Source organism: Candidatus Schmidhempelia bombi str. Bimp, assembly GCF_000471645.3.
GTDB lineage: Bacteria > Pseudomonadota > Gammaproteobacteria > Enterobacterales > Orbaceae > Utexia > Utexia bombi.
On the sequence record NZ_AWGA01000024.1, the window covers coordinates 49570 to 75001 of the forward strand.

20 protein-coding genes and 1 pseudogene are annotated in these 25432 nt (G+C 35.2%); 11 read left to right on the forward strand and 10 right to left on the reverse strand.

Annotated features, from left to right (window positions below; genetic code table 11):
• Window position 1: 1 nt before the first annotated feature.
• Window positions 2–1129, reverse strand: coding sequence for a tRNA 2-thiouridine(34) synthase MnmA (gene mnmA, locus O970_RS02660; protein ID WP_024495638.1), 1128 nt, complete (start codon window positions 1127–1129; stop codon window positions 2–4).
• A gap of 1223 nt (window positions 1130–2352) precedes the next feature.
• Here mnmA and O970_RS02665 point away from each other — a divergent pair.
• Window positions 2353–2568, forward strand: a complete 216-nt coding sequence (locus O970_RS02665; protein ID WP_036562425.1) for a helix-turn-helix domain-containing protein — start codon at window positions 2353–2355, stop codon at window positions 2566–2568.
• Window positions 2569–3261: 693 nt separating this feature from the next.
• Here the strand turns inward: O970_RS02665 and tpiA are convergent.
• Window positions 3262–4029 carry a triose-phosphate isomerase gene (tpiA, locus tag O970_RS02670; protein WP_024495639.1) on the reverse strand — a complete coding sequence of 256 codons (768 nt, stop codon included), beginning with the start codon at window positions 4027–4029 and terminating at the stop codon, window positions 3262–3264.
• A gap of 93 nt (window positions 4030–4122) precedes the next feature.
• On the opposite strand from tpiA, the gene zapB reads away from it, so the two are divergent.
• Genes zapB through O970_RS02685 form a run of 3 tightly spaced genes read left to right on the forward strand, consistent with a single transcriptional unit; the run spans window position 4123 to window position 7074 of the window.
• Window positions 4123–4365 (forward strand): cell division protein ZapB, encoded by a 243-nt coding sequence (zapB, locus tag O970_RS02675; RefSeq protein WP_024495640.1) that lies wholly within the window; start codon window positions 4123–4125, stop codon window positions 4363–4365.
• A gap of 2 nt (window positions 4366–4367) precedes the next feature.
• On the forward strand, window positions 4368–5705 hold the full coding sequence (locus O970_RS02680; RefSeq protein ID WP_024495641.1) for a DUF2868 domain-containing protein: 1338 nt from the start codon (window positions 4368–4370) through the stop codon (window positions 5703–5705).
• Entirely contained in the window at window positions 5698–7074 is a 1377-nt protein-coding gene (locus O970_RS02685) for a DUF3482 domain-containing protein (RefSeq protein WP_238610579.1), read from the forward strand. The genes O970_RS02680 and O970_RS02685 overlap by 8 nt, the downstream gene beginning before the upstream one ends.
• A 115-nt stretch (window positions 7075–7189) precedes the next feature.
• Here the strand turns inward: O970_RS02685 and O970_RS02690 are convergent, their stop codons facing one another.
• The 5 genes from O970_RS02690 to modA form a co-directional block, all read right to left on the reverse strand.
• Window positions 7190–7705, reverse strand: coding sequence for a DsbA family protein (locus O970_RS02690; protein ID WP_024495643.1), 516 nt, complete (start codon window positions 7703–7705; stop codon window positions 7190–7192).
• A gap of 1 nt (window position 7706) precedes the next feature.
• On the reverse strand, window positions 7707–8171 hold the full coding sequence (locus O970_RS02695) for a redoxin domain-containing protein (protein ID WP_024495644.1): 465 nt from the start codon (window positions 8169–8171) through the stop codon (window positions 7707–7709).
• A 310-nt stretch (window positions 8172–8481) separates the two neighbouring features.
• On the reverse strand, window positions 8482–9162 hold the full coding sequence (locus O970_RS02700) for a molybdenum ABC transporter ATP-binding protein (protein WP_024495645.1): 681 nt from the start codon (window positions 9160–9162) through the stop codon (window positions 8482–8484).
• A gap of 1 nt (window position 9163) precedes the next feature.
• Entirely contained in the window at window positions 9164–9853 is a 690-nt protein-coding gene (gene modB / locus O970_RS02705; RefSeq protein WP_024495646.1) for a molybdate ABC transporter permease subunit, read from the reverse strand.
• Window positions 9850–10590, reverse strand: a complete 741-nt coding sequence (gene modA, locus O970_RS02710; protein WP_202976337.1) for a molybdate ABC transporter substrate-binding protein — start codon at window positions 10588–10590, stop codon at window positions 9850–9852. The genes modB and modA overlap by 4 nt, the downstream gene beginning before the upstream one ends.
• A gap of 372 nt (window positions 10591–10962) precedes the next feature.
• On the opposite strand from modA, the gene modF reads away from it, so the two are divergent.
• Window positions 10963–12435 (forward strand): molybdate ABC transporter ATP-binding protein ModF, encoded by a 1473-nt coding sequence (gene modF, locus O970_RS02715; protein WP_024495648.1) that lies wholly within the window; start codon window positions 10963–10965, stop codon window positions 12433–12435.
• A 417-nt stretch (window positions 12436–12852) separates the two neighbouring features.
• A complete protein-coding gene (gene uvrB / locus O970_RS02720; RefSeq protein ID WP_024495649.1) occupies window positions 12853–14856 on the forward strand; it encodes an excinuclease ABC subunit UvrB in 2004 nt (667 codons plus the stop codon).
• Between the two features lie 469 nt (window positions 14857–15325).
• Here the strand turns inward: uvrB and fabA are convergent, their stop codons facing one another.
• Complete coding sequence (fabA, locus tag O970_RS02725; RefSeq protein ID WP_024495650.1) at window positions 15326–15847, reverse strand: bifunctional 3-hydroxydecanoyl-ACP dehydratase/trans-2-decenoyl-ACP isomerase; 522 nt, start codon at window positions 15845–15847, stop codon at window positions 15326–15328.
• 280 nt (window positions 15848–16127) lie between these two features.
• On the opposite strand from fabA, the gene O970_RS02730 reads away from it, so the two are divergent.
• A complete protein-coding gene (locus O970_RS02730; protein ID WP_024495651.1) occupies window positions 16128–18179 on the forward strand; it encodes an OPT family oligopeptide transporter in 2052 nt (683 codons plus the stop codon).
• 214 nt (window positions 18180–18393) lie between these two features.
• Here O970_RS02730 and map read toward each other — a convergent pair whose 3' ends face one another.
• Window positions 18394–19185, reverse strand: a complete 792-nt coding sequence (gene map / locus O970_RS02735; protein ID WP_024495652.1) for a type I methionyl aminopeptidase — start codon at window positions 19183–19185, stop codon at window positions 18394–18396.
• 250 nt (window positions 19186–19435) lie between these two features.
• On the reverse strand, window positions 19436–20218 hold the full coding sequence (yaaA, locus tag O970_RS02740) for a peroxide stress protein YaaA (protein ID WP_024495653.1): 783 nt from the start codon (window positions 20216–20218) through the stop codon (window positions 19436–19438).
• Window positions 20219–20621: 403 nt separating this feature from the next.
• Here yaaA and O970_RS02745 point away from each other — a divergent pair, with 403 nt between their 5' ends.
• The 4 genes and pseudogenes from O970_RS02745 to potH all read left to right on the forward strand — a co-directional run.
• Entirely contained in the window at window positions 20622–21089 is a 468-nt protein-coding gene (locus tag O970_RS02745) for a YbjN domain-containing protein (RefSeq protein WP_036562430.1), read from the forward strand.
• 464 nt (window positions 21090–21553) lie between these two features.
• Entirely contained in the window at window positions 21554–22687 is a 1134-nt protein-coding gene (locus tag O970_RS02750; RefSeq protein ID WP_024495655.1) for an extracellular solute-binding protein, read from the forward strand.
• Window positions 22688–22831: 144 nt separating this feature from the next.
• Window positions 22832–23965, forward strand: coding sequence for a putrescine ABC transporter ATP-binding subunit PotG (gene potG / locus O970_RS02755; protein ID WP_024495656.1), 1134 nt, complete (start codon window positions 22832–22834; stop codon window positions 23963–23965).
• 332 nt (window positions 23966–24297) lie between these two features.
• Window positions 24298–25170, forward strand: a pseudogene (potH, locus tag O970_RS02760) (putrescine ABC transporter permease PotH); the annotation flags it as partial.
• Window positions 25171–25432: the final 262 nt, after the last annotated feature.

The following is a 25432-nucleotide window of genomic DNA, read 5'->3' on the forward strand; positions in this document are numbered from 1 at the left end:
TCTATACACGTTGTTCAATAATGCCACCACCAAGACAAATCTCATCCATATAGAATACCGCCGATTGTCCAGGGGTTACTGCTGCAACAGGTGAATCAAATAGGACTTCTATTTTGTCATTATCTATAGGGTTAATAGTACAAGCGATATCTTGCTGCCGATAACGGGTTTTGACCGTACATCGTAATGGCTGCGTAAGTGGTTGTCTATTTACCCAATGCAATTGCTGGGCAATTAATCCGTTTGAGAATAAAGCAGGATGATCGTGTCCCTGAGCAACAATTAATTCATTATTAATTAAGTCTTTATCCACAACGTACCAAGGTGTTTCTGGCGTATTTTTTAATCCGCCAATCCCTAATCCTTTTCTTTGCCCAAGCGTATGATACATGAGTCCCTGATGTTCACCAATAATATGTCCATCAACAGTACGTATATGTCCAGGTTGTGCGGGTAGGTATCTTGCTAAGAATTCACGGAATTTACGCTCACCAATGAAACAGATACCAGTTGAATCTTTTTTCTGGGCGGTAATTAATTGTAATTCTGCGGCTATTTTTCGTACCTGTGGCTTTTCTAGTTCACCGACTGGAAATAAACTTTTACTAATTTGTGCTTCACTTAATGTGTAGAGAAAATAGCTTTGATCTTTATTATTATCTAATCCGCGTAATAATTGAGTATGTGAACCACTGTCTCTACGTCGAACATAGTGTCCAGTAGCAATATAATCTGCGCCTAAATCTTCGGCAGCATAATCTAAAAAAGCTTTAAATTTGATCTCTTTATTACATAAAATATCAGGATTAGGGGTACGACCAGCTTTATATTCGGAAAGGAAATGTTCAAATACATTATCCCAATATTCTGCGGCAAAGTTAATGGTTAATAATTCAATCCCTAGCTTATCACAGACTGCTTGCGCATCAGCGAGATCGGAAGCCGCACTACAATATTCTTGATCATCATCTTCTTCCCAATTTTTCATAAAAAGCCCCGTTACTTGATAACCTTGCTGTTGCAATAAGTAGGCGGATACTGATGAGTCAACCCCTCCGGACATACCAACAATCACTTTTTGGTCTGAAAGATTGGCTGTTTTTAATGGGCTATGTTTAGAGTCAAGCATAATAATATTTCTATCACTTTATCAGGAAAATTCAATCAACAACTTAGTGAGTTGGTGCTATTTAATCTTACTATTGATATAACGATTTGATCTCATTTATGTTATGGCTTACCAACAATAAAGCGGTGTTAACGATTACCGAGCACCATTATTTGTTATGCCGTTGCTAACCTAGCATTGGTAGAATCAATATAAATATTCAGTTAGCAAAATGAAATCAGTAATATCTCATTTTATGCATAATTTTAAGGATAACTTTAACGTTACGCATAATTTTTTAAGTAAAATGTCATTTTAACATAAGAAATAATAAATAGGTATGGTCGTTTAAGTTATTCCGTTGGCGATTACTTGAGGATCAACATGTTATCTTATTTCCATGATTTAATGGATTTTGGTTTAAATGAGGTGTTAATAATAAATATTGCTCAATAAATAATAGGATAATCAATATTTATTGATCGTGATCATAGATTATCGCTAATTAGTAGCCATTGTTGGTTTTTGCTTAAAATATAATAGTAATAAAAAATAATTTATATCTGATTATTGATGATTAAGCTATTTGTGTATTGATTATGAGTATCATTATGGCATTTTTTAGCTAAATAACCCTTTTAAGGGTTCTCAATATCGCGATCGGCATTTCAAACTATTTGATCGCATGAGAATTAAACTCTTGTGGAGTATGTGTTCGACAGTTGTATTCCGCTTATCGTAACGTTCAACGCTATTAATATATTTCAACATAAATGATCAGTGATGATGAATGCTTATTGCTATGCGCTATTTGGCAACGTTTGCCTTTAGCTTAACTGTTTTAGCAATATGGAACATTTACTTGTTATTAGGCAATTTCTATGATGAGTCATTATTAGCTAAAAGAGTAACGTTATTTGTGATGTCTAACTGACTGGTTTAGAAATAGCTAAATCATTATCTATTTCATCGATGTTGAATCAGTGATTTTTGAGGATAGTGTGACGACTTTTATTGTACTTTATGCCGTTATCAGCGTCGATATTATCTAAATGATCCGCGTTATTGAGCCCCATTTGATTGCCTTATCCAATCTGTAAGTAATGATTTTTTCACATAAAAATAGTAAGTTAACTTGAATTCGTATTTTTGTGTGGTATTATATTACTAAAGTTCGCGTTTATATCGTGCGCAACTTTTTTAGGACCGATTATCTGTACAATATGAACAAAGAGGATCTCATAATGAGAGCACAAGAGCAAGACTGGTTACCATCTAGAGTTGTTGGTGAAATTAAAATTAGAGGCGGTAGTTTACGTGATTTATCACGTAAAAGCGGTTTACAAGCAGACACATTAAGAAATGCTTTATATCGCCATTGCCCTAAGTATGAAAAGATCATTTCTGAATACTTAAATGTGCCAGTAGAGAAAATTTGGCCTAGTCGTTATAAAAAGTAATTGACTAAGTAATAAATTTTGAGCTAATCCGAATAACTATTTGAATTGGCTCAAATTTATTTAAAATTATTAATACTATCTATAAAGTAAAATCACTGTTATAGAACCTAATTTTTCTTCGCTTTCTTTATCTGAATTTAAATCATTGACACTTAAAAAGCTTCTTGTATTTATATGACGGATTCGTGGTATTTATTTGTTCATTTGATATTATTGACTATCTCTTTTGATATCCTGTTAATCAACCCCCGAGTTATTTTGCTATTGTTATTCTCCTTTCACCCATTTTAAAAACGTATCAATTAATGCTGTTTTTAGTTGTCAATGTGAGTCAGTATTAAAATTGAACAAAATAGTACGATTATATTGTTATTAATTACTAAAGTGTGTAAAAAACGATAATTGTGTCTTATAAATGCATTTAATGGCATTCAGTGAAAAGATGAAAAAATGGATTTATAGCAAATAGCCTGCTTGTTGACCTATTTTAGGCAATAGCGTATAGACATAAGTTATTTTAGTTATTGTATAAATTAACAGAGATTGGTTCCATCGCGAGGGAAAGCGGGATAAAAATATGTAAAATAATATAAGCAAAATAAAAAATCCGTAATGTATGCTGATTATACAGAATAATTACGGATTTTTTATCTATTACTTAAACTAAGGTCAATAAGCGTTATTAAAAACTAATTAATTTTTAGCATTGGCCGCTGCTTTGACGATTGCGGCAAACGCATTCGCTTTTAGTGATGCTCCACCGACTAACGCCCCATCAATATCAGGTTGGGTAAACAATTCTGCGGCATTGCTATCATTGACTGAACCGCCGTATTGAATGATTACTTGTTCTGCAATCGCTTTATCTTGTTTAGCGATATGATCACGGATAAATTTGTGCACAGCTTGAGCTTGCGCTGGCGTGGCTGATTTTCCTGTGCCGATGGCCCATACTGGCTCATAAGCAATCACAGCATCTTTAAATGCAGAAACCCCTAAGATTGTGAGTACGGCATCGATTTGTCGTGCACATACGGCTTCGGTTTGGCCTGCCTCATTTTCACTTTCTGTTTCACCAATACATAATACTGGGGTTAAACCATTTTCTTTCAATACCGCAAACTTTTTAGCAATGATAGCATCGCTTTCTTTATGGTAAGTTCGACGCTCTGAATGACCAATAATGATGTACTTTGCACCCACCTCTTTCAACATAGCTGCTGAAATATCACCCGTAAACGCGCCAGATAACTGAACGTCTACATTTTGTGCGCCAAGATGAATAATGCCATTATTAATTAATAATTGGTTAACAAAATCCAGATACATCACAGGGGGAGCAATAGCCACACGGCAGCCTTTAACATCACTAAGCTCTTGTGTTAATTCAGTGATTAACGTTTTTGCCATTTCTTTACTACCATTTAACTTCCAATTACCCATAACTAACGGTTCACGCATGATTATTTCTCCAATAATATTTTATGAATTGTATTTAATTAGATATAATAATAGTATTGTAAATAAATAACCACCATAAATTAGGGATGAAGTATGTCTTCAGAAATTTTAAATCAATTAGAAAGTAAAATTCAGCAAGCAATCGATACAATCGGTTTATTACAATTGGAAATTGAGGAATTAAAAGAACAAAAACAGTTATTAGAGCATCAATTAGCCGGAGCTAACGCTATTTTAGTCACGCTACAAGAAGAAAATCAGCGTTTAAAACAAGAACAAGTTGTATGGCAAGAACGTTTACAAAGTTTGTTAGGTCGGATGGCTGATCTTAGCTAATCATGGCATTAAGGTCGTCTTTTCAAGCTTTGTGGTTAGCAGAAACGATACGTTTGATTGAACAGACTGATAGTTTTGCTGATAACCAAGCTAATCGACAAGCTCAATCCGCTCAAGATACATTATCTGGGCGGATTTTAGCTAGAGCGCAAGTTATTGGTCAACAAACTGGTTTGGCTACTACTTTGCAATATTATATAAAAACGTTATATGTGGTATTAGCATTCCTCGTGGTTTGTGCCCTTTTTATTGGGGCGGGGATGGCTTTTACTGCGCTTAGTCAGCAGCCAATTAATCTATTTTGGGCGTTAATTAGTTTATTAGGTTTACATCTAGTTACTTTAGTTATCTGGTTTTTTAGCTTTCTGTTTTTACCAAAAGAAGCAGGGAGTTTAGTTGTACCAATTTGGATTGGATTAACTAAGAGTATAACGCAGAAACGGACCCATCAGCAATTTATACCCGCTCTGATTTCTTTATGTGGTACTCATCTTCGTTGGGGAATTGGTTTTGTCGTCAATTTCTTTTGGACAATGATTCTTTTGTCTGCATTGCTCGTCCTTATTCTACTTTTTTCATGGAAATATTATAGTTTTGTGTGGCAAACCACATTGTTAAGCAACGATGATATCGTTGGTATAATTCAGCATTTAGGTAAGATCCCGAATTGGTTTGGTTTTTCTATCCCTGATATTACGATGATTAGGCAAAGTGGCTTTATTCCGATGGCTGAAAACACTGTTCGGGCTGGTTGGGCTATTTGGCTTTTGGGTGTCTTTTTTGTCTATGGTTTCTGTGTTCGTTTTATACTAATGTTGTTTTGTGGTATTAATTGGTATCGCTATCAACAATCTTTACAACTTAATCTCGATCTACCGGAATATCAATCTTTAGCCACGCGTCTTATGCCAAGATATTCTGAAGCAGAAGTTATTGATCCTGATTACGTTAACTATCAACCCAATTTAATTAATGAAAAGTATAAGAAGGGTATAGGACATTACTTGATTGCAATTGACATTGCCCCTGATTGGCATTATTCCGATGATAATAATGTCTGTTTTTTGGGCTTTATTAATGATCGTCAGCAAAGAGTCGCTATTCTAGATTTTTTACAAGCTAAACCAGCACAAAAATTATTGATTGCGATTGATAGTCAACGCGCCCCCGATCGTGGATTTCTTCATTTAATTACGGAACTTGCTGCTCTGTCTCAACAAACCGCTATTTGGCTAATTAATGACGGTAAGCAGTATCAAAATTGGTGTGAATCTCTTCACTCATTATCGATGATACCTACTCAATTGGATTGGTTGCTTGAGTGTCAACATGATGAATAAACTTAATCTAGCTATTATTGGGCATGCCAATGCGGGTAAAACCTCCTTTTTACGTACATTAACACGCAATAGTGAATTTGGGCATGTGTCAAATAAACCTGGCTCCACGCGTCATGTAGAAAAAATTAGTTTGTTTATCGATCATCGTCAATCCGTTATTTTTTATGATACGCCCGGTCTTGAAGACAGTACTGCTTTATATGATTACGTTTATACAACTATTGCACCCGATTTACGGTTAGATGGTATTGATCGCTTACAGCGATTTCTGGGTAGTCCTGAAGCCGAACAACGTTTTGATCAAGAAGCGAAAGTCATTAGACAGTTATTAGCTAGTGATGCGGGATTATATGTGGTAGATGTCACGGAACCCGTGTTGGGAAAATATCATGATGAATTAGCTATTTTAGCGGAAAGTAATAAACCGCTACTAGCGATTTTAAATTTTACCGCAAGTCCTGTTAGTCAAGAGCAAGCTTGGCGAGAATTACTTTCTCGAGTCGGAATACATTCTATGATTCGATTCGATGCAGTCCTGCCGCCTATTGATGGTGAAGTACGGCTTTACCAATCTTTAGCACTGTTGATTGAACCAGCAAACGCGCTTATATCTAATTTGCAGCAGACCTTATCTCAGCAACGTCAACAACGTTATCATAATGCCAATAACATTATTGCAGAAGCATTAGTCAACGTGGCGGCTTATATTAAATGGGGAGATCATCAACATATAACTGAACTAGAACAACTACAACATCAAGTTAGGCGATATGAAGAAAAAACGATTAAACGTTTATTACAGCTTTATCAATTTGAACAAAATGCGCTTTCATTAGCTGATCTTCCATTATTACAAGGTCATTTAGACCAAGATCTTTTTAATGTTGAGGCCATGAAATTAATGGGCATACGTTTAGGTAAAGGCATGGTATCTGGCGCATTAGCTGGTATTGGTGTTGATTTAGCGGTAGGCGGAATCACATTAGGTGCCGCAACGATGATAGGGGCGACTATTGGTGGTTTATCGCAGACAGTTAAACATTATAAACAAAAAGTGATTAACCAATTTTCGGGACAGGTGGCATTGCGTGTTGATACGCCAGTGATCTGTTTTATGGCACTCAGATTACAATTATTACGTGATCAATTAGATATACGCGGTCATGCTAATAGGGAAAGATTAACTATAACTAAACCCGAACAAGATAGTTGGGTATTAGGTAAGCTCCCTAAACCATTGCAATCGGCAAGAGTACATCCTGAATGGTCCGTATTAAATAATGACGTTAAATTGCATGATGAAAAAAGGCAACGATTAATTGCACATTTAGCAGCTACTTTGTCACATAATAATTATACTGACCGCTAATATAATAGCCTATAGGATGGCTATTATATTAAAGTGGAAAAGATAAAAAAATAAACCAGTCCTGTTCCAAAATACTGGTTTATTAAACTGTGATAACCGTGTTTTATAAAATAAGTTACAGCAATTTTTCTATATATTTGACTAAATATTCATAAGAATAATCTTGTTCATACTTTTTGCCATTAATATAGATGGATGGCGTGCCGTTAACCCCACTTCTTAGGCCACTTTCTATGTCTTGCTGTATCTTTTCCATTAAAGCGGGATCATTATAATCGTTTCTAAATTGTTGTTCACTTATTCCCAACATGTTAGCGTACTCAATTAAACTAAAATCATCCAGTGATTGTTGATGTTCATATAAGATATCATGCATTGGCCAAAACTTATTATATTTAGTCATGGCCTCGGCCGCTAAGGCAGCATGTAAAGCGTTAGGATGGGCTTCTAATGGAAAATGCCTAAAGACAAATCTAATTTTATCACCAAAATGTTGCTGTAATTTTTTGACAATATAATAGAATTGACCACAATAACCACATTGGTAATCGCCATATTCAACTAAACTAATATGGGCTTGAGAATGACCTTGAATATGATCATGGTCGGACACAGGGGGTTTTAATGACATGTTATGACTCCGTTGCTAATTTGTCTAAGGCTTCCAATACACCATCCACGCCAGGATTAATTTCATCGGGGGGAAGATAACTCCACTGTATGACACCATTTTCATCAATAATATAAATAGCTCTTTTACTATATCCTTGTTGTTGATTATAGACATCATATAATTGGGATACAGCACCTTTAGGTTCAAAATCGGATAATAAGGGAAAACGTAACTGCTGTTTTTCACTAAATGCTTTATGTGACCATTTACTATCAACAGATATACCTAATACTACGGCATTATATTTTTCTAATAATGCTACTGACGTATTAATAATTGCCAGTTCACTGCCACATACGGCACTCCAATCAGCAGGGTAAAAAACTAAAATAACTTTTTTCCCAATGAATTCACTCAGTGATAATTGTTGATCCGGTGTTGCGTTTAGGGTGAAATTTGGCGCTTGACGCCCATTTTTCAACATGTTAAATATCCTTTTATTTCATGTAAGTTATTATTAGCATTTATGTTTGGCATTAAAGTGCTTTAGTAATAGCGTTGTGTTTTACTACCAATGATGGATAGTCATTCATTATCTATTCATCATTGCACACGACGGTTATGGAGGAATCTTATCTGTCGCTTATTCATTAAGCAATGCGCTTTTAGATATCTTTTTCCGCAACTTACATAGTTAATTAATTTGAATTTTTATCCAGTAAATTATTAATTATGTAAATAAATGTGATGATTGTGGTAGAAAGTAAAAGTATGACACTAAGGGAGATTTAAGTTTATAACCAATTTGTTAAATATGGACTACGCAATATATTGTCGGTTTTTCCATAGTCAATTAAACGACCCTGCTCCAAAATAGCAACATAATTAGCTATTTGCTTTGCTTCGTTGATATTGTGGGTAACATAGATGATAGGTATGTTAATTTCGTGACTTAATTTGTTAATGTAATTAAGTAACTCTTGGCGTCGTGGCATATCTAATGCTGAAAGCGGTTCATCCATAAGTAATAACTGGGGATTAGTTAATAAAGCTCTAGCGATCGCGATGCGTTGTTTCTCTCCGCCAGATAACATTGACGGATAGCGATCTAATAAATGACCAATATTTAAAACAGTAATAATTTCATTAAATTTTTGATGCATACTATTATGTATGGCATAAGTAAGATTTTTGATAACCTTATAATGAGGAAAAAGTAACGCCTCCTGAAAAACGGTACCAATATTACGTTTCTCAGGCGGGATGAATATATGACGTTGTGTATCTATCAGTGGTGTGGAATGTAATACAATAGTACCGTGATCTGGTTTTTTTAACCCATTAATTAAATGGATAAATGTTGATTTACCTGCTCCAGAAACCCCTAATATCGCCGTAATAGCTTGGCACGCAAATTGGTGCTCAATATCGAAGCAAAAATAGGGCAATCTTTTTTTAACATTAACGTATAGCATATTAACTCATTAGTTTTTTTTTATGCCAGCGCATTAACCATTCGGAAAGAAGTAATGCCGTCATTGAAAGTAAAATGGCAATAATACATAAACGCATGGTTTCATATTCTGATCCTGGGGTTTCTATTAAGCTGTACATTGCTAATGGTAGCGTTCGAGTTTGATCGGGGATATTCGATACAAAAGTAATCGTCGCACCAAATTCACCTAACGAACGCGCAAAAGCCAATACCATCCCCGTAAAAATACCTGGTAAAGCCAGTGGTAAAGTGATGGTATAAAAGACGCGCAATGGGCTAGCGCCTAAGGTTCTTGCCACGTTTTCTAAACGCGGATCGATAGCCTCTATCGCCAATCGAATTGAACGAACTAAAAGGGGAAATGCTACTACAGCAGAGGCTAAGGCGGCACCTTTCCAATTAAAACTAAAGCTGATACCAAATAAAATATAAAGCCATTGTCCAATCACGCCTTGTTTACCCATCGTTAGCAATAATAAATAACCTAAAACGACAGGCGGTAAAACTAAAGGCAGATGAATAAGACTGTCTAATAATGATTTGCCAATAAATTGCCGGCGAGCTAATAACCAAGCGATAAAAACACCCAATGGCAAGCTAAAAAAAATAGCTGCTCCCGCAATTTTTATACTGAGACAGATTACTTGCCATTCATACTGACTTAATATCATTCAGTGATAAATCCATATTTTTTAAAGATAACATTAGCTTGATCTGAAAGTATAAAGTTATAAAAAGCGTTAGCAGAATTATTTATTAAGGTGATCGGATATTCAATTGGCGCGAAACTTTGGCTAGGAAATTGACCAATCACTTTGACTTTCTGGCTAATTTTCGCGTCGGTGCTGTAAACTATCCCTAATTTGGCTTCACCCATTTCGACTAACATTAATGCGCTTCTAACATTATTGGCTCGAGCAAGTTGCGGTTCAAGTCGATGATAACTGTTTAAATTTGTTAGCGACTGTTTTGCATATTTTCCAGCAGGGACATAGTCCGGATCACCTATAGCCATTCTTTCCCCTGCTGGTAATAAAACGTTCCAATCTGTTGCAGAATCAATCTTGATTTGGGGTAACGTTGAATTAGTTTGGGTAATTAATACAAGAGAATTGCGTAGCAGTAGTTGTTGATGTTTAATAACATGATGATCAATTAGATAATCCATCGATGGTTGATCTGCTGAGATAAAAATATCTGCCGGTGCGCCTTGCGCAATTTGTTTCGCCAGCGTTGAGGAAGAGGCAAAAGAGAAAATAATCTGTTGATCATTATGTTGTTGCTGATAAATATGGCTAATCTCTTGTAAGGCATTTGTTAAGGACGCAGCGGCAAAGACAGTAATTTTTTGCGTTGCATTAACTGTAAATACAGATAATAAACCAATAGCAACAAGGAATTTTTTCATTTTTTGCACCCTATACCAAATCGTTTCCATCATAGCAATTAGTTAGAACTGAGCAGCTTAAAACATTAATGGTGTTATATGTGACATATATGTACTAACGTTATTCATTATAGCCTAAAATGGGTGGTTATGAACGATTTAATCGATCAAAAAATTATTTATAAATCATCTTGATATAAACACGTATTGTCACCATATTACTCATCATGAATATTGATGCTCATCAGAGACAGGTTATTGGTATCCATCAATCATGGTTAATCAACGCATTGTTTATCCATTACGTTTAACTATTTTTTATCTTATTATCATTTATGTTAAATCGTTTAGTGAGGTATAGTAGCAACTCTATACAATTAGCTAAACAGTGATGTGATTATGATAATAGTCAATAATGGGATTTACCGTATTAGTGATTTTCAACTTCTTTCCATTCCTTCGTTAACCATCAAACAAGGTGAAAACTGGGCGTTTATTGGACGCAATGGGAGTGGCAAATCATCATTAGCAAAAGCCTTAATTGGTGAACTTATACTACAGCAAGGTCAGCAGATTAATCAATTTAAATCCATTGCTTATTTGTCATTAGAACGACTACAAAAATGGATAGATCAGGAATGGCAATATAATAATACTGATCTATATCTTGAGGGAGAAGGTAATCATGGTCGTAAAGTTATTGATATTATTCAAGATAGTATTATTGACATCGATCGCTGTCGCTTGTTAGCTAAACAGTTTGGTATAGAAGATTTACTAGATAGGCATTTTAAATATTTATCGACAGGCGAGATGCGTAAAGTATTACTGTGCCGTTTATTTATGTTACCTGCCGATCTCTTTGTCTTTGATGAACCTTTTGATGGATTGGATGCCTTATCGCGTAAACAATTAACCATGATATTAGCAAATTTTGCTAAAAAAGGCATAACAACAATATTAATATTAAATCGTTTTAGTGATATTCCTCAATTTGTCCAATATCTGGGAATATTACGTGATAAGCAACTGGTTGAATGTGGTCTTAAACCGTCTATGTTAGAAGATAAAATGATCAAACCATCGCTAAATCCAGCATTATCTTCTGTTAATCAATTACCTTTGTTAGATGAGGAAATGATCCAATTAGATGATGATGTGCCGCGCATTATACTGAATCAAGGATATGTTCACTATAATGGTAAAGCGATTATTGATGGATTAAATTGGCGAGTTGAGGCAGGCCAACATTGGCAAATTATAGGACCTAATGGGGCTGGTAAGTCGACATTGTTAAGTTTAGTAACAGGTGATCATCCACAAGGATATAGTAATGATCTCACTTTATTTGGGCGAAAACGCGGTAGCGGGGAGACTATTTGGGAGATCAAACGCCATATTGGCTATGTTAGTCATCAATTACACCTTGATTATCGGGTATCAAGTTCAGTACGAGAGGTTTTAATTTCAGGTTACATGGATTCAATTGGTATTTACACAACAATCAGCGATCGTCAATATACTTTGGCTAATCAGTGGCTAAAATTACTTAATCTTTTGGATAAAGCAGAACAACCGTTTAGCGCTTTGTCATGGGGACAGCAGCGTTTGTTATTAATTACACGAGCTTTAGTCAAACATCCCACGTTACTGATTTTGGATGAACCGTTGCAAGGTTTAGATCAAAATAGTCGTGATTTGATCAAAAGTTGGATTGATTTTGTCATGGCCGCAGGTCATAGCCAATTATTGTTCGTTTCACACTATGAGGACGATGCGCCAAGCTGTATCACTCATCGTTTGATTTTTGTACCGACGAAAGCAAATAACTATCAATATAAAAACGAAATTTTAGCAAAAGATTAAGATTACAGCTATCAATAATTTTTAATAGATAGGAAAAAAAATTGGTTAATGGCGATTAATTTACCATTTAACAAAAATAGAAAAATACGATAACTCACCAATTTTATTTGATTTTTCCAATAGTAGCAAGGCGTTTAAAAGTTATCCCCGTTGGTTGTGGATAACTCTGTGAATAGATTATTTACAAACTTTGTTATTACTAGAGACTACAGGTTTTGAGTTAATTTGGCTATAATGTCATCATTTAAGTTGATATATAATAAAATCAATTAGTTATAACAAATCAAGAGCGTATATAAAAACAAATTTAATGAGGTTAACAATTTAAAAAATCGATAATAATAAAATGGTAAAGGTCAAGCTTTTTTGGGGATAATTTTTATTGATAGGCAAAATTTAATAGTAGGAAGAAGTGGCATGAAAAAGTTTAAATTGTGTTCTGATTTTAAACCAGCGGGTGACCAACCAGAAGCAATTGATCAAATTAATCGAAATCTTGAAGATGGGATCGCACATCAAACATTACTTGGCGTCACGGGATCGGGAAAAACGTTTACCATGGCAAATGTGATCGCTAAACATAATCGACCTACGATTATTTTGGCGCCTAACAAAACGCTTGCCGCTCAGTTATATGGTGAAATGAAAGCATTTTTTCCTGAAAATGCCGTAGAATATTTTGTCTCTTATTATGATTATTATCAGCCAGAGTCTTATGTGCCAACAACTGATACCTTTATTGAAAAAGATGCATCGGTTAATGAGCATATTGAGCAAATGCGTTTATCCGCGACTAAATCATTACTTGAACGTCGAGATGTCGTGATTGTGGCCTCTGTATCGGCTATTTATGGGTTAGGCGCACCCGAAACCTATATGGCGATGATTTTGCATTTAGCCCGGGGTACCATTACCGATCAAAGAGCGATTTTGACTCGTTTGGCTGAGTTACAGTATACACGTAATGATTTTGATTTAACGCGTGGCACCTTTCGGGTACGGGGGGATGTGATTGATATTTATCCAGCTGATTCTGAGGCTAATGCAGTAAGAGTCGCGCTTTTTGATGATGAAGTTGAACGTATTTCAATTTTTGATCCGCTTACGGGACAAGTATTAACGGATGTACCACGGATAACAATTCACCCTAAAACGCATTATGTTACGCCTAGAGATCGCTTAGATCTAGCCGTTGATCAAATTAAGCAAGATTTGGCTATCCGACGAAAGGAACTACTGGATAATCATCGCTTACTTGAGGAGCAGCGATTAACTCAGCGCACCCTGTTTGACATTGAAATGATTAATGAATTGGGATATTGCTCAGGTATTGAAAACTATTCACGTTATCTCTCCCAGCGTCAACCGGGTGAACCGCCAGCGACTTTATTTGATTATTTACCGGCAGATGGGCTACTTTTTATTGATGAGTCACATGTGGCAATTCCTCAAATTGGTGCAATGTATAATGGCGATCGCTCACGTAAATTAAATTTAGTTGAATATGGTTTTCGTTTGCCTTCTGCGTTGGATAATCGACCTTTAAAATTCAGTGAATTTGAAAATATCATGCCGCAGACCATTTATGTTTCTGCAACCCCAGCTAAATATGAACTTGAGAAGTCAGGGGGAGAAATCGTTGAGCAAGTAGTAAGGCCGACAGGATTATTAGATCCCATTATTGAAGTTAGACCAGCCACCACGCAGGTTGATGATTTATTATCGGAAATTACTTCTCGTATTGATAAAAATGAGCGCGTTTTAGTTACAACCTTAACCAAACGAATGTCAGAAAATTTAACCGATTACTTGGTTGAACACAATATCAATGTGAAATATGTGCATTCAGATATTAATACCGTGGAACGAATGGAGATTATTCGTGATTTGCGTTTAGGTGAAATTGACGTTTTAGTTGGTATTAACTTGTTACGTGAAGGGTTGGATATTCCAGAAGTCTCGTTGGTTGCTATTTTAGATGCCGATAAAGAAGGATTTTTACGTTCAGAAAGTGCATTAATTCAAACGGTTGGGCGTGCTGCACGTAATGCAAATGGTAAAGCGATTTTATATGCAGATAAAATTACGCCGGCCATGCAAAAAACCATTGATGAAACCGCCAGACGTCGTGCAAAACAAGAAGCGCATAATCTTACTCATGGTATTACACCAACATCGGTACGTAAACAAGTAAAAGATATTCTTGAAGTCACGATGAGCCATAAAAAAGCAGGGAATAAACGTCATTTGTATGAGCAAGGTCGCGAGTATCATTTATTATCAGCAGGTGAAGTACAGCAGAAAATTCGTGAGTTAGAAGCGCAAATGTACGAAGCCGCTAAAAATCTAGAATTTGAGAAAGCAGGGGCTTTACGTGATGAAATTAAACAATTGCGTGAAGAATTTATTCAAGTGTCATAAATCATAACTAGCGGATTTAGCGCTATAATAGGATTAAATTTTCGACAAAATGATGGCTTAAATCCGCTCTGTTTATTTTTAAGTGATAGCTCAGCTAAAAAAGCTTAAATAAACTCAATTCAGTTGATAAAAACTTATCTACCTACCGTGATATAGATAAATAATGAATTTTCGTCTATCGCATAAGGTTTAATGTCATTTATCAAATAAGACATTAATCACCAGACATTATCTTATGGATATCTATAGGATAGGTTTTAACTTATACTGAAACCTAATAAAGCAGGAGCAAGTTATACTGTTAGTAAAAATTACGCCATCAGTTTGATTAAATACGGTAATGCGATGATAATAAGCATAGGATAAATAACTAATTTATTTTCATTAATTTTTAGTTTAGCGAGTAAACTCGATGCCTTTATCTAAGGCGTCATGATTAACAAATGGGGCTACTTGCCCCAATCGTTAATTAGAATGTCTGTGTATCTTGGAACAGCCCTACTTTAAGATCCGTTGCTTGGTAGATGAGCTTACCGTCGACATAAACTTCACCATCGGCTAATCCCATAACTAATTTACGGTTAATTACACGTTTAAAATGAATTTTATAAGTCACTTTTTTTGCTGTAGGTAATACTTGACCTGTAAATTTCACTTCGCCAACGCCCAATGCGCGACCTTTTCCTTTACCACCCATCCAGCCTAGATAGAAACCAACTAACTGCCACATCGCATCTAATCCTAGACAACCAGGCATAACAGGATCATTTTTAAAATGACATTTAAAGAACCATAAATTTGGATTGATATCTAATTCAGCCTCAATGAATCCTTTATTGAAATGACCACCATTTTCATTCATTTCTATAATACGATCCATCATTAGCATTTGATCTGACGGTAATGGTGGCCCATCCTGACCAAATAATTGATTATTACCTGAAGCGATCAGGTCTTCTTTTGTATAGGAAGATTTTTTTTCAAATGACATAGTTTACCTTAGATATTTGGCTTGTTAATTTAGCGAACAAGTGTAAGCTCAATCAATTTGTTTTGCAAATAAATTCAATCAATAACGATTATCTTGTAAGGATTATCTTTTTATGTTGATAAATATCATAATAGTAAAAAAATAGCTAATTCATCCTTATTGTGGATAAGTACCTCATTAATTTTTATATTATTTAATCTTTTCGCGCTTATTTTTCATGAAAAAAATTGTTAAATCAGGTTATAATAAACAAATTTATCATACTGAGTTATAAATTATTATGAATAATATTAAAGAGTTGACATTAAGAGGCATGATTCTCGGTGCGCTAATAACCGTAGTCTTTACTGCCTCGAATGTCTATTTAGGGTTAAAGGTAGGATTAACATTCTCATCAGCTATTCCTGCGGCAGTTATATCAATGGCTATTTTACGGTCATTTTCTGGTTCTACCATATTAGAAAATAATATGGTACAAACGCAAGCTTCAGCAGCTGGGACATTATCATCGATTATTTTTGTATTACCTGGTTTATTGATGATCGGTTATTGGCAAAATTTTCCATTATGGACAACCATGGCAATTTGCTCTGCTGGCGGAATGTTAGGCGTACTTTTCTCGATTCCATTACGTCATGTTATGGTTGTTAAAAGTGATTTACCTTATCCAGAAGGGGTGGCTGCGGCTGAAATTTTAAAAGCTAGCCATTCTGATGAAGAAAATAAGGATGGTACAACAAGTAATAAACAGTCTAATAATGGATTAAAAGATATTTTATTTGGTAGCGCCATTTCAGCTGTTGTTAGTGTTCTGACTAATGGCTTTCGCGTTATTTCTGATAGCACCGCTTATTGGTTTACTCAAGGTAAAGCGATTATTCAATTGCCAATGGGCTTTTCTCTAGCTTTATTAAGTGCTGGTTATTTGGTCGGTATTGTGTCAGGAATTGCTATTTTGATCGGTAATCTTATCGCTTGGGGAGTGATCGAGCCTATCTTAAGTGCCTCCATGGTGTATTCATCCGATGCGTCTCTTTCTGATATAGGTATGGGATTATGGTCTCACGATCTTCGTTTTATTGGTGCTGGCACACTAGCTATTGCTGCGGTTTGGACGCTATTATCATTAATTAAACCTGTGATTGAAGGGTTAAAGGTTTCATTTCGTTCATTAAAGGCGGATAACAATTCTCAAAAAATTGCTCGGGTTGAACAAGATTTATCACCAAAAACCATTTTAATGATTATGTTTGCCATGTTAGTTATCTTGGTATTTACTTTTCATCATTTTGTTGCTGATAGTGGACTTTCCGCAAGTACTGGGTGGATATTGATTGGTAGCTCGGTAATCTTTGCCTTTGTTATTGGTTTTTTAGTTGCCGCTGCTTGCGGATATATGGCTGGATTAGTTGGCTCTTCGGCTAGCCCGATTTCAGGTATCGGTATTATCGCTGTTACAATTATTTCCCTTATCTTACTTGGAATAGGTGAATTGGATGGCATGTTAGGTTCAGCTCAGGGTACCCAATTTGCTACCGCTTTATCACTGTTTACTACGAGTGTCGTATTGGCAATAGCCACCATTTCGAATGATAATTTACAAGATCTAAAAACAGGTTATTTAGTTAAAGCAACACCATGGCGTCAACAAGTTGCATTATTAGTGGGTTGCGTTGTTGGTTCCATCGTTATCGCACCAGTATTGGATATTCTATATCATGCTTATGGTTTCTCGGGTGCTTTACCTCGTGCGGATATGGACCCTTCTCAAGTACTACCAGCGCCACAAGCAACATTAATGACCACCATTGCTAAAGGGATTTTCTCCCATAAATTAGAATGGAATATGGTTATTATTGGTCTTATTCTTGGTGCTGTTATTATTGCTATTGATCTAATTTTAGCTAAACGTCAATCTAAATTTCGTTTGCCAGCGCTTGCGGTGGGTATGGGTATCTATTTACCTCCAACGATTACGACACCATTAATTGTTGGTGCGATTTTATCTTGGGTTATTCGTAAATTAGTACAGAAACAAACGACGCCAGCTGAATTTACCGAAATACATAAAAAAGTCGATCGTAAAGCAGCATTAATTTCTTCTGGATTTATTGTTGGTGAGAGTCTAATTGGTGTTATTTTAGCTGTATTTATTGTGATAAGTATCAGTAATGGCGGCGAAGAGGCACCATTATCATTAGAAAAGTATATGCAAGCTCTATTTGGTCAGAATACGAGTGTTATTGCACAATGTTTAGGTTTAGCTATTTTTGCATTGATCTGTTTCAACTTTGTGCGTCGCGCAATGAGTGCGATAAAACCTAACAAATAACAGTTTGTCTTTAGTTCAGATAGCATCATAAATTAGTTATGATGCTATTTTTTTGCCTTTTTTGTGCTCGATATAGTATTGCATTAGTGAACTATTTGGTAATAATCAAAATAGTGGGTAGCGTAATAGAAGTAATCGAAAAATGCAAAGTGGTAATATATTAACTATAACTATGCACCAAATATAAAAGATAATTTGGTGCATAATGGTAGGATTAGTTATGTTCCGTAATACGTGGGAACGCCTCATTACTACGCAAGGTTAATACTTCACAGCCCGTTTCGGTGACCAATAGCGTATGTTCATATTGCGCTGATAGACTACGATCTTTGGTTTTTACTGTCCAACCATCTTTCATGGTCCGCGTTTTCCAATCACCAGCATTGATCATGGGTTCAATAGTAAATGTCATGCCCGGTTGTAAAATTACCCCTCCATCATCGGCGGCATAATGTAATACTTGTGGCTCCTCGTGGTAAACCTGACCGATACCATGCCCACAGTATTCTCGTACTGATGAATAGCCCTCGGATTCAACGTAACGTTGAATAACTTTACCTATTTCACGTAAACGTAATCCTGGTTTCACTAAACGAATAGCACGATATAAGCTCTCTTGAGCGACTTGGCATAAGCGTTGTCCTAAGATAGTTGGTTTGCCAGCAATATACATTTTAGAGGTATCACCATGGAAACCATCTTTAATCACGGTAACATCAATATTCAAAATATCGCCGTCTTTTAGTTTTTTATCGAAGCTAGGAATTCCATGGCACACGACATCATTGATAGATATACAACTAGTATGTTGATAACCATGGTAGCCAATATTAGCTGGAATGGCTTTTTGTACATTAACAATGTAGTCATAGCAAATTTGGTCTAATTCGCCAGTGGATATACCTGGTTTTACATGAGATTCAATCATTTCAAGCACGTCTGCAGCTAATTTACCTGCAATACGCATCTTTTCAATTTGTTCGGGCGTTTTAATGGTTATACTCATTTAGTCATTCCTTAGATATATTTTTTATCTATTCTAACACAGTTAACGTATATTATCTCAGATTGATTTTATTTATGCTTTTGATTATTTGTAATAATAAATCAATAAGTTATAAAGCGTTTTTTGCCTTGAAAAAATTAAGATAATAAAATAAATACTTACCTCTAATTAATCTCATAATTCTATCGCTCAACATTTTATCTTACTCAAAATACCTTATCGGCTTATATTGATTTACATCTATAATAGATTATACATTGATAAGTTGAGGGCGAGTAAAAATTAGTTCTGTTTTGGTTGAGCGATGTTTATCAAATCGATAACCGCCTAAATCAAATTCAGATAATTGGTTTAGAGTGGTTATTTGATTTTTAATAATAAAACGACTCATTAAGCCACGCGCTTTTTTGGCATAAAAACTGATTACTTTATATTCCGCTCCTTTCTGATCAAGAAAAACGGGTTTAATGACAGGGAAATTTAAGCGTTTAATATCAATTGATTTGAAGTATTCATCGGAGGCTAAATTAATTAAGTAAGGAGTAGCTTGCTCAGCTAATTGTTGATTTAGCATAGTGGTTAAGGTATTTTGCCAAAACTGATAAAGGTTATTCCCTAACGGATTAACCAACCGGATCCCCATTTCTAGCCGATAAGGCTGGATGAGATCCAAAGGACGAAGTATTCCATAAAGACCTGATAATATACACATATGAGCTTGTGCAAAATTTAAATCTTGCTCACTAAAATCATCAACGTGCAAACCTTCGTAAACATCACCTTTAAATGCGAACACCGCCGCTCTGGCATTATTTGGCGTAAAAGGCGGTTGCCAATTTGCGAAACGTTCATGATTTAATTGAGCTAACGTTGAACTAATTTTCATTAACGTAGCAATTTGCTCTTCGCTGAGCTGACGGCATCGTTCAATTAGAATTGAAGCCTGTTCCAAACATTGTGGTTGTGTAAACTTTTTTGTTGTGATTGGTGTCGTATAGTCCAACGTTTTTGCTGGAGAAAGAACGGTTATCATATTTCGCCTCTGATCAAATCCTGAAAAGTTGTGAATAAAATAATCTATAATAGTGATAATACTATAGGGCGATTATTTGCTTTAACAAGCTATTGGTTCGATAGTTACTGTATTTTTAAAGTTATTTATGCACAGAATATCAGGCTAATAATGCCTAAGGGGGATTGAACAATTCTTAATCCAAAATTCAATATGATAAGTATTAAAGTATTGGGTTATCATCGATGACTTATAGAACGGTTGGCAATTTTCGAATTAGATTCTTTTTCATATAAATGCGTTAATCCTATTCTAATCTTATAAACTACTGTTAGTTTTTCGCCATTTTCATTTATTGTTTATTACCGAATAAATCATTATAATTTGCCCCTTTTTGTATAGTTTTATAACAGGTAAATCAACTATGATAAAGATGTCACTTGATCTGCAATCTATTATGTATTGGTTAACGGAACTCAATACCGAATATTATCGCAGTCAGAGTGGGGAAGAGCTATACATAAAAAGATTAACCAGCAATAATGACATTATTAATGCTAAGTTAACTTTGATAGATGATATTCTTTACTATTATGTTCGTATTGCCGTTCGGGCAAGTATGATTACTAACCTTATCGCCGAAATGAGTGCGATTAATGCGGCTTCTCCAATTTTAAAAATCTATCTTGATATTCAAGATGAAGGTCATCCAAATTTAGTGTTAATGCATAGTGTGCTTTGTGGCGAAGGCGTGTCTCGGTCACAGTTTTTGCTATTTATGCAGCAAGTGGAAGAAGAAGCCTTACAAATAGTAAGTGAATTAAAACAGAGCGAGATACTTGTTACTAAACATAATAATGCTAGTGAGTTATCGTTAAAAATTTTTCATTAATTAGGGTTAATGTGTTTTTTAGCACGGTCCATTTTGATTTAATCAATTCATATACACCCAAAATTTAAGATAAATTAATTTATAATTAATGATCAATTTTTACTGAACCTTTAGCTTTGAATGTTTTTCCTTCAGTTGTTGTAAATTTATGCTTGTTCGTCTTTTATCTATGGACATATTTTCTATTTAAGGTATTCTTTCGTTCGTAAAGCGAGGGTGGTGTCCTTGATTATAAAAAGTTTTTGTCTGTAATCTCTACTAGTACAAAAGCGTTATAATAAATCAGTTATATAGATAACTCTATACCGATTATTAGGTGGGTGATTAACGATAAGATAACTGACTCGCGATTACTTCAATTTTGTATAACCAACAAAATTTGGGTGTTTGATATAAATTAACTATTTACTATCAAACATTATGTTCAACACTGTGTTTCACCCGAGAGAGTGGGAGTTGTGCGGATGTTTATTCAACGTAAAAAATGGTTTTCTAAAAAGCCGTTACTAGCGGTTCTTTCAATTGTTTTTGGTACAACATTATCAGTATCAATGCCTGTTATGGCGAAAGAGGATGTAGTTAAAGTATATAACTGGGCCGGCCAAATTGGCTCCTCAACTATATCTGATTTCGAAAAAGCCACCCATATTAATGTCATTTATGATGTGTTTGATTCTAATGAAGTATTAGAAAGTAAACTAATGGCAGGACATTCTGGTTTTGATGTTGTATCGCCGTCAGATAGTTTTTTAGCTCGTCAGATTTTATCCGGTATCTATCTTCCATTAGATAAAAGTAAATTAACCAATTGGAACAATCTTGATCCGAATTTAATGAAATTAATGTCTACCCATGATCCGGATAATAAATATGCTATTCCTTATGTTTGGATGACGACAGGGATTGGCTACAATGTTGATATGATTAAAGCCCGTTTAGGAGAGGATGCGCCTGTTGATAGCTGGGATTTAGTCTTTAAACCTGAAAATTTAGCCAAACTACAAGATTGTGGGGTTGCGTTCCTTGATGCGCCTTCAGAGGTGTTTGCTACTGCGTTAAATTATTTAGGACTTGATCCAAATAGTACCAAGGCTAGTGATTATTCGGGTCCGGCTTATGACTTGCTAAATAAATTGAGACCGCATATTCGCTATTTCCATTCTTCTCAATATATTAACGATATTGCTAATGGTGATATTTGCGTGGTGCTTGGCTGGTCTGGTGATATATTACAAGCGCGCGATCGTGCCAATGAAGCGAAAAATGGCGTCAAAGTTCGCTATTATATTCCAAAAGAGGGCGCATTAGTGTTCTTTGATACGTTTGCTATCCCAAAAGATGCAGAAGATCCAGAAGCAGCGCATGCGTTTTTAAATTTTATTTTACGTCCTGAAATAGCCGCACAAGTGACGAATGATGTTAATTTTGCTAGTGCCAATAAAGCTGCCGATGCTTTTATACGTCAAGATGTTCGTAGTGATCCGGCTGTTTATCCATTACCTGAAACAATGGAAAAATTATTCACCCTAAAAGTACAGGATCCTAAGATAGAGCGTGTGATTACCCGTACCTGGACTAAAATTAGAACGGGTAAATAATATAAAATAAGTGTTGTAGGCAACCATATAGTGATTTATCGCGTTATATTGGTCTCCTATAACCATTAAAAAGATGAAAAGACGGAAGGTGATTACCTACCGTCTCGTTTTTTTGTGGCATGATGTTAGTAAGGAATGCTCGAAATGAATGAAAATATAATTCAGACTCACCCAAATAAAAAGAAAATGATTACGCCGTTGTTAGAAATAAAGAATTTAACGAAAGTATTTGGTGATTATTATGCGGTGGATGATGTAAATCTGACCATTTATGAGGGAGAGATTTTTGCGCTATTGGGGGCTTCAGGTAGTGGTAAATCAACATTATTAAGAATGCTGGCTGGTTTTGAGCAACCGACATCAGGCCATATTGTACTAGATGGTCAAGAATTGTCCCAAGTTCCTCCTTATCAACGCCCAATTAATATGATGTTTCAGTCATATGCACTATTTCCTCATATGACGGTCGAGGAGAATATTGCTTTTGGTTTAAAACAAGATAAATTAGATAAAGAGGAAATTAAAGCACGAGTGCATGAAATGTTGGCGTTGGTACATATGGAAGAATATGGCAGACGTAAACCACATCAACTTTCGGGAGGTCAACGTCAGCGCGTTGCTTTGGCGCGTAGTTTAGCTAAACGCCCACGTTTATTATTACTTGATGAACCAATGGGGGCATTAGACAAAAAGTTACGTGATCGTATGCAGCTTGAAGTGGTCGATATTTTAGAAAAAGTCGGGGCTACTTGTGTGATGGTGACCCATGATCAGGAAGAAGCGATGACAATGGCAGGACGTATTGCCATTATGAATAAAGGACAATTTGTTCAAATAGGGGAGCCAGAAGAAATTTATGAGCACCCAAATAGTCGTTATAGTGCTGAATTTATTGGATCTGTCAATATTTTTGATGGGATTTTGCAAGAGACACTAGAAGATGGGTTAATTATTAGTTGTCCGATGTTAAAGCATCCGATTAAGGTTGATTATGATTCGCCAGTTGTTGAAGGTGTGCCAGCGATGGTGGCTCTTCGTCCTGAGAAAATTAAAATATGTGAAGAAATTCCAGCGCAAGGTTACAACTATGCCGTTGGGGAAGTGGTTAATATTGCTTATTTAGGCGATCTTTCTATTTATCATGTCAAATTACGTAGCGGGCAAATTCTTATTGCACAGTTACAAAATGAAGATCGGTATCGAAAAGGAATGCCTACTTGGGGAGATGATATCTACCTAAGCTGGGATGTTGATAGCTGTGTTGTATTAACTGAATAATTTGTTCTGTTTTTGATAATAGGAGGCTATCAATGCGCGCCATTGGGTCTTGTTTTTTATTAAATACCCTTGTTTTGTTTTATGTATATCAAAAATTGATGGCACATCAACTTTTTGACGTGGTATTTATTGATTTATTTTTTAGTTTAATGATTATTAGCTACCTAATTTCATTATTAGGTTTATTGCTAACGCAATGTAAGGCATCTCGGTTTGCTTATAAATTGATGATTTTAGGCAGTATCCTATTTTTACCTGTAGGTGGATTATTAATTTATTTTTCATACAAGAAAATAAAAAAACTGCATGACGATTCTGATTTAGTGACACTTTATGGGCGATTTTTCGTCATCGCCGTTCCTTATCTCTGGATGACATTGCTATTTTTATTGCCATTTTTAATTGTGTTTAAAATTAGTTTTGCTGAAATGATTAGGGCGATACCGCCTTATACACATTTAATTAATTGGCAAGAGAAGATACTAAATATATCATTAAATTTTGAAAATTATTTCAACTTGTTTGATGATACACTCTATATTAGTGCTTATTTACAATCGCTCAAAATTGCTTGTATATCAACAATACTCTGTATTTTAATCGGATATCCGCTGGCCTGGGCGATATCACAGTGTAAGCCTTCAGTACGTAATATTCTATTATTATTAGTTATTTTACCATCATGGACATCATTTCTCATTCGTGTGTATGCTTGGATGGGTATCTTGAAAAATAATGGCTTATTAAATAATTTTCTTATTTGGCTTGGTGTGATTGATCATCCATTAGTTATGTTAAATACCAATTTAGCCGTTTATATTGGTATCGTTTACTCTTATCTTCCATTTGTAGTATTACCTATCTATAACTCACTGATCAAAATAGATAACTCTTTGGTTGAAGCTGCTTTAGATTTGGGTTGCAAACCAATAAAAACCTTTTTCTCGGTTATCGTTCCTTTAACTCGTAGCGGTATGATCGCTGGAGGAATGTTGGTATTTATTCCTGCAGTAGGGGAATATGTAATTCCAGAATTGCTAGGTGGTTCTGATACAATTATGATTGGCCGCGTATTATGGCAAGAGTTTTTCAACAATCGGGATTGGCCAGCGGCAGCAGCGGTAGCATCGGTGATGTTATTGATATTAATCGTACCAATATTTTATTTTAATAAATACCAAAATGATGAAATGAGAGGAAAATAATAATGAATAATGCGCTTATTATACGTTCAGCATTAAGTATATTTATTAGTACTTTGATTATCTCATTTTTGCTAACGGTATTTATTTCATCAACTCCGATAATGGAACTACACTGCAGTTTTAACGAAAATTTAATATCAATATTCGATTTTCATTGCGATGTTAATCTACATAAAGAAATAGTGTTAGGTATTTTACTCTTTTCTGTTATATTTACCGTGATTGTAACTATAGTATTAAAGTTAAAATGTTTAAAAGCATT

Excerpts from the sequence above, each read along its gene's own strand:
- mnmA (WP_024495638.1), bottom strand. The coding sequence starts at position 1,129 with ATGCTTGACTCTAAACATAGCCCATTAAAAACAGCCAATCTTTCAGAC.
- O970_RS02665 (WP_036562425.1), top strand. The coding sequence starts at position 2,353 with ATGAGAGCACAAGAGCAAGACTGGTTACCATCTAGAGTTGTTGGTGAA.
- tpiA (WP_024495639.1), bottom strand. The coding sequence starts at position 4,029 with ATGCGTGAACCGTTAGTTATGGGTAATTGGAAGTTAAATGGTAGTAAA.
- zapB (WP_024495640.1), top strand. The coding sequence starts at position 4,123 with ATGTCTTCAGAAATTTTAAATCAATTAGAAAGTAAAATTCAGCAAGCA.
- O970_RS02680 (WP_024495641.1), top strand. The coding sequence starts at position 4,368 with ATGGCATTAAGGTCGTCTTTTCAAGCTTTGTGGTTAGCAGAAACGATA.
- O970_RS02685 (WP_238610579.1), top strand. The coding sequence starts at position 5,698 with ATGAATAAACTTAATCTAGCTATTATTGGGCATGCCAATGCGGGTAAA.
- O970_RS02690 (WP_024495643.1), bottom strand. The coding sequence starts at position 7,705 with ATGTCATTAAAACCCCCTGTGTCCGACCATGATCATATTCAAGGTCAT.
- O970_RS02695 (WP_024495644.1), bottom strand. The coding sequence starts at position 8,171 with ATGTTGAAAAATGGGCGTCAAGCGCCAAATTTCACCCTAAACGCAACA.
- O970_RS02700 (WP_024495645.1), bottom strand. The coding sequence starts at position 9,162 with ATGCTATACGTTAATGTTAAAAAAAGATTGCCCTATTTTTGCTTCGAT.
- modB (WP_024495646.1), bottom strand. The coding sequence starts at position 9,853 with ATGATATTAAGTCAGTATGAATGGCAAGTAATCTGTCTCAGTATAAAA.
- modA (WP_202976337.1), bottom strand. The coding sequence starts at position 10,590 with ATGAAAAAATTCCTTGTTGCTATTGGTTTATTATCTGTATTTACAGTT.
- uvrB (WP_024495649.1), top strand. The coding sequence starts at position 12,853 with ATGAAAAAGTTTAAATTGTGTTCTGATTTTAAACCAGCGGGTGACCAA.
- fabA (WP_024495650.1), bottom strand. The coding sequence starts at position 15,847 with ATGTCATTTGAAAAAAAATCTTCCTATACAAAAGAAGACCTGATCGCT.
- O970_RS02730 (WP_024495651.1), top strand. The coding sequence starts at position 16,128 with ATGAATAATATTAAAGAGTTGACATTAAGAGGCATGATTCTCGGTGCG.
- map (WP_024495652.1), bottom strand. The coding sequence starts at position 19,185 with ATGAGTATAACCATTAAAACGCCCGAACAAATTGAAAAGATGCGTATT.
- yaaA (WP_024495653.1), bottom strand. The coding sequence starts at position 20,218 with ATGATAACCGTTCTTTCTCCAGCAAAAACGTTGGACTATACGACACCA.
- O970_RS02745 (WP_036562430.1), top strand. The coding sequence starts at position 20,622 with ATGATAAAGATGTCACTTGATCTGCAATCTATTATGTATTGGTTAACG.
- O970_RS02750 (WP_024495655.1), top strand. The coding sequence starts at position 21,554 with ATGTTTATTCAACGTAAAAAATGGTTTTCTAAAAAGCCGTTACTAGCG.
- potG (WP_024495656.1), top strand. The coding sequence starts at position 22,832 with ATGAATGAAAATATAATTCAGACTCACCCAAATAAAAAGAAAATGATT.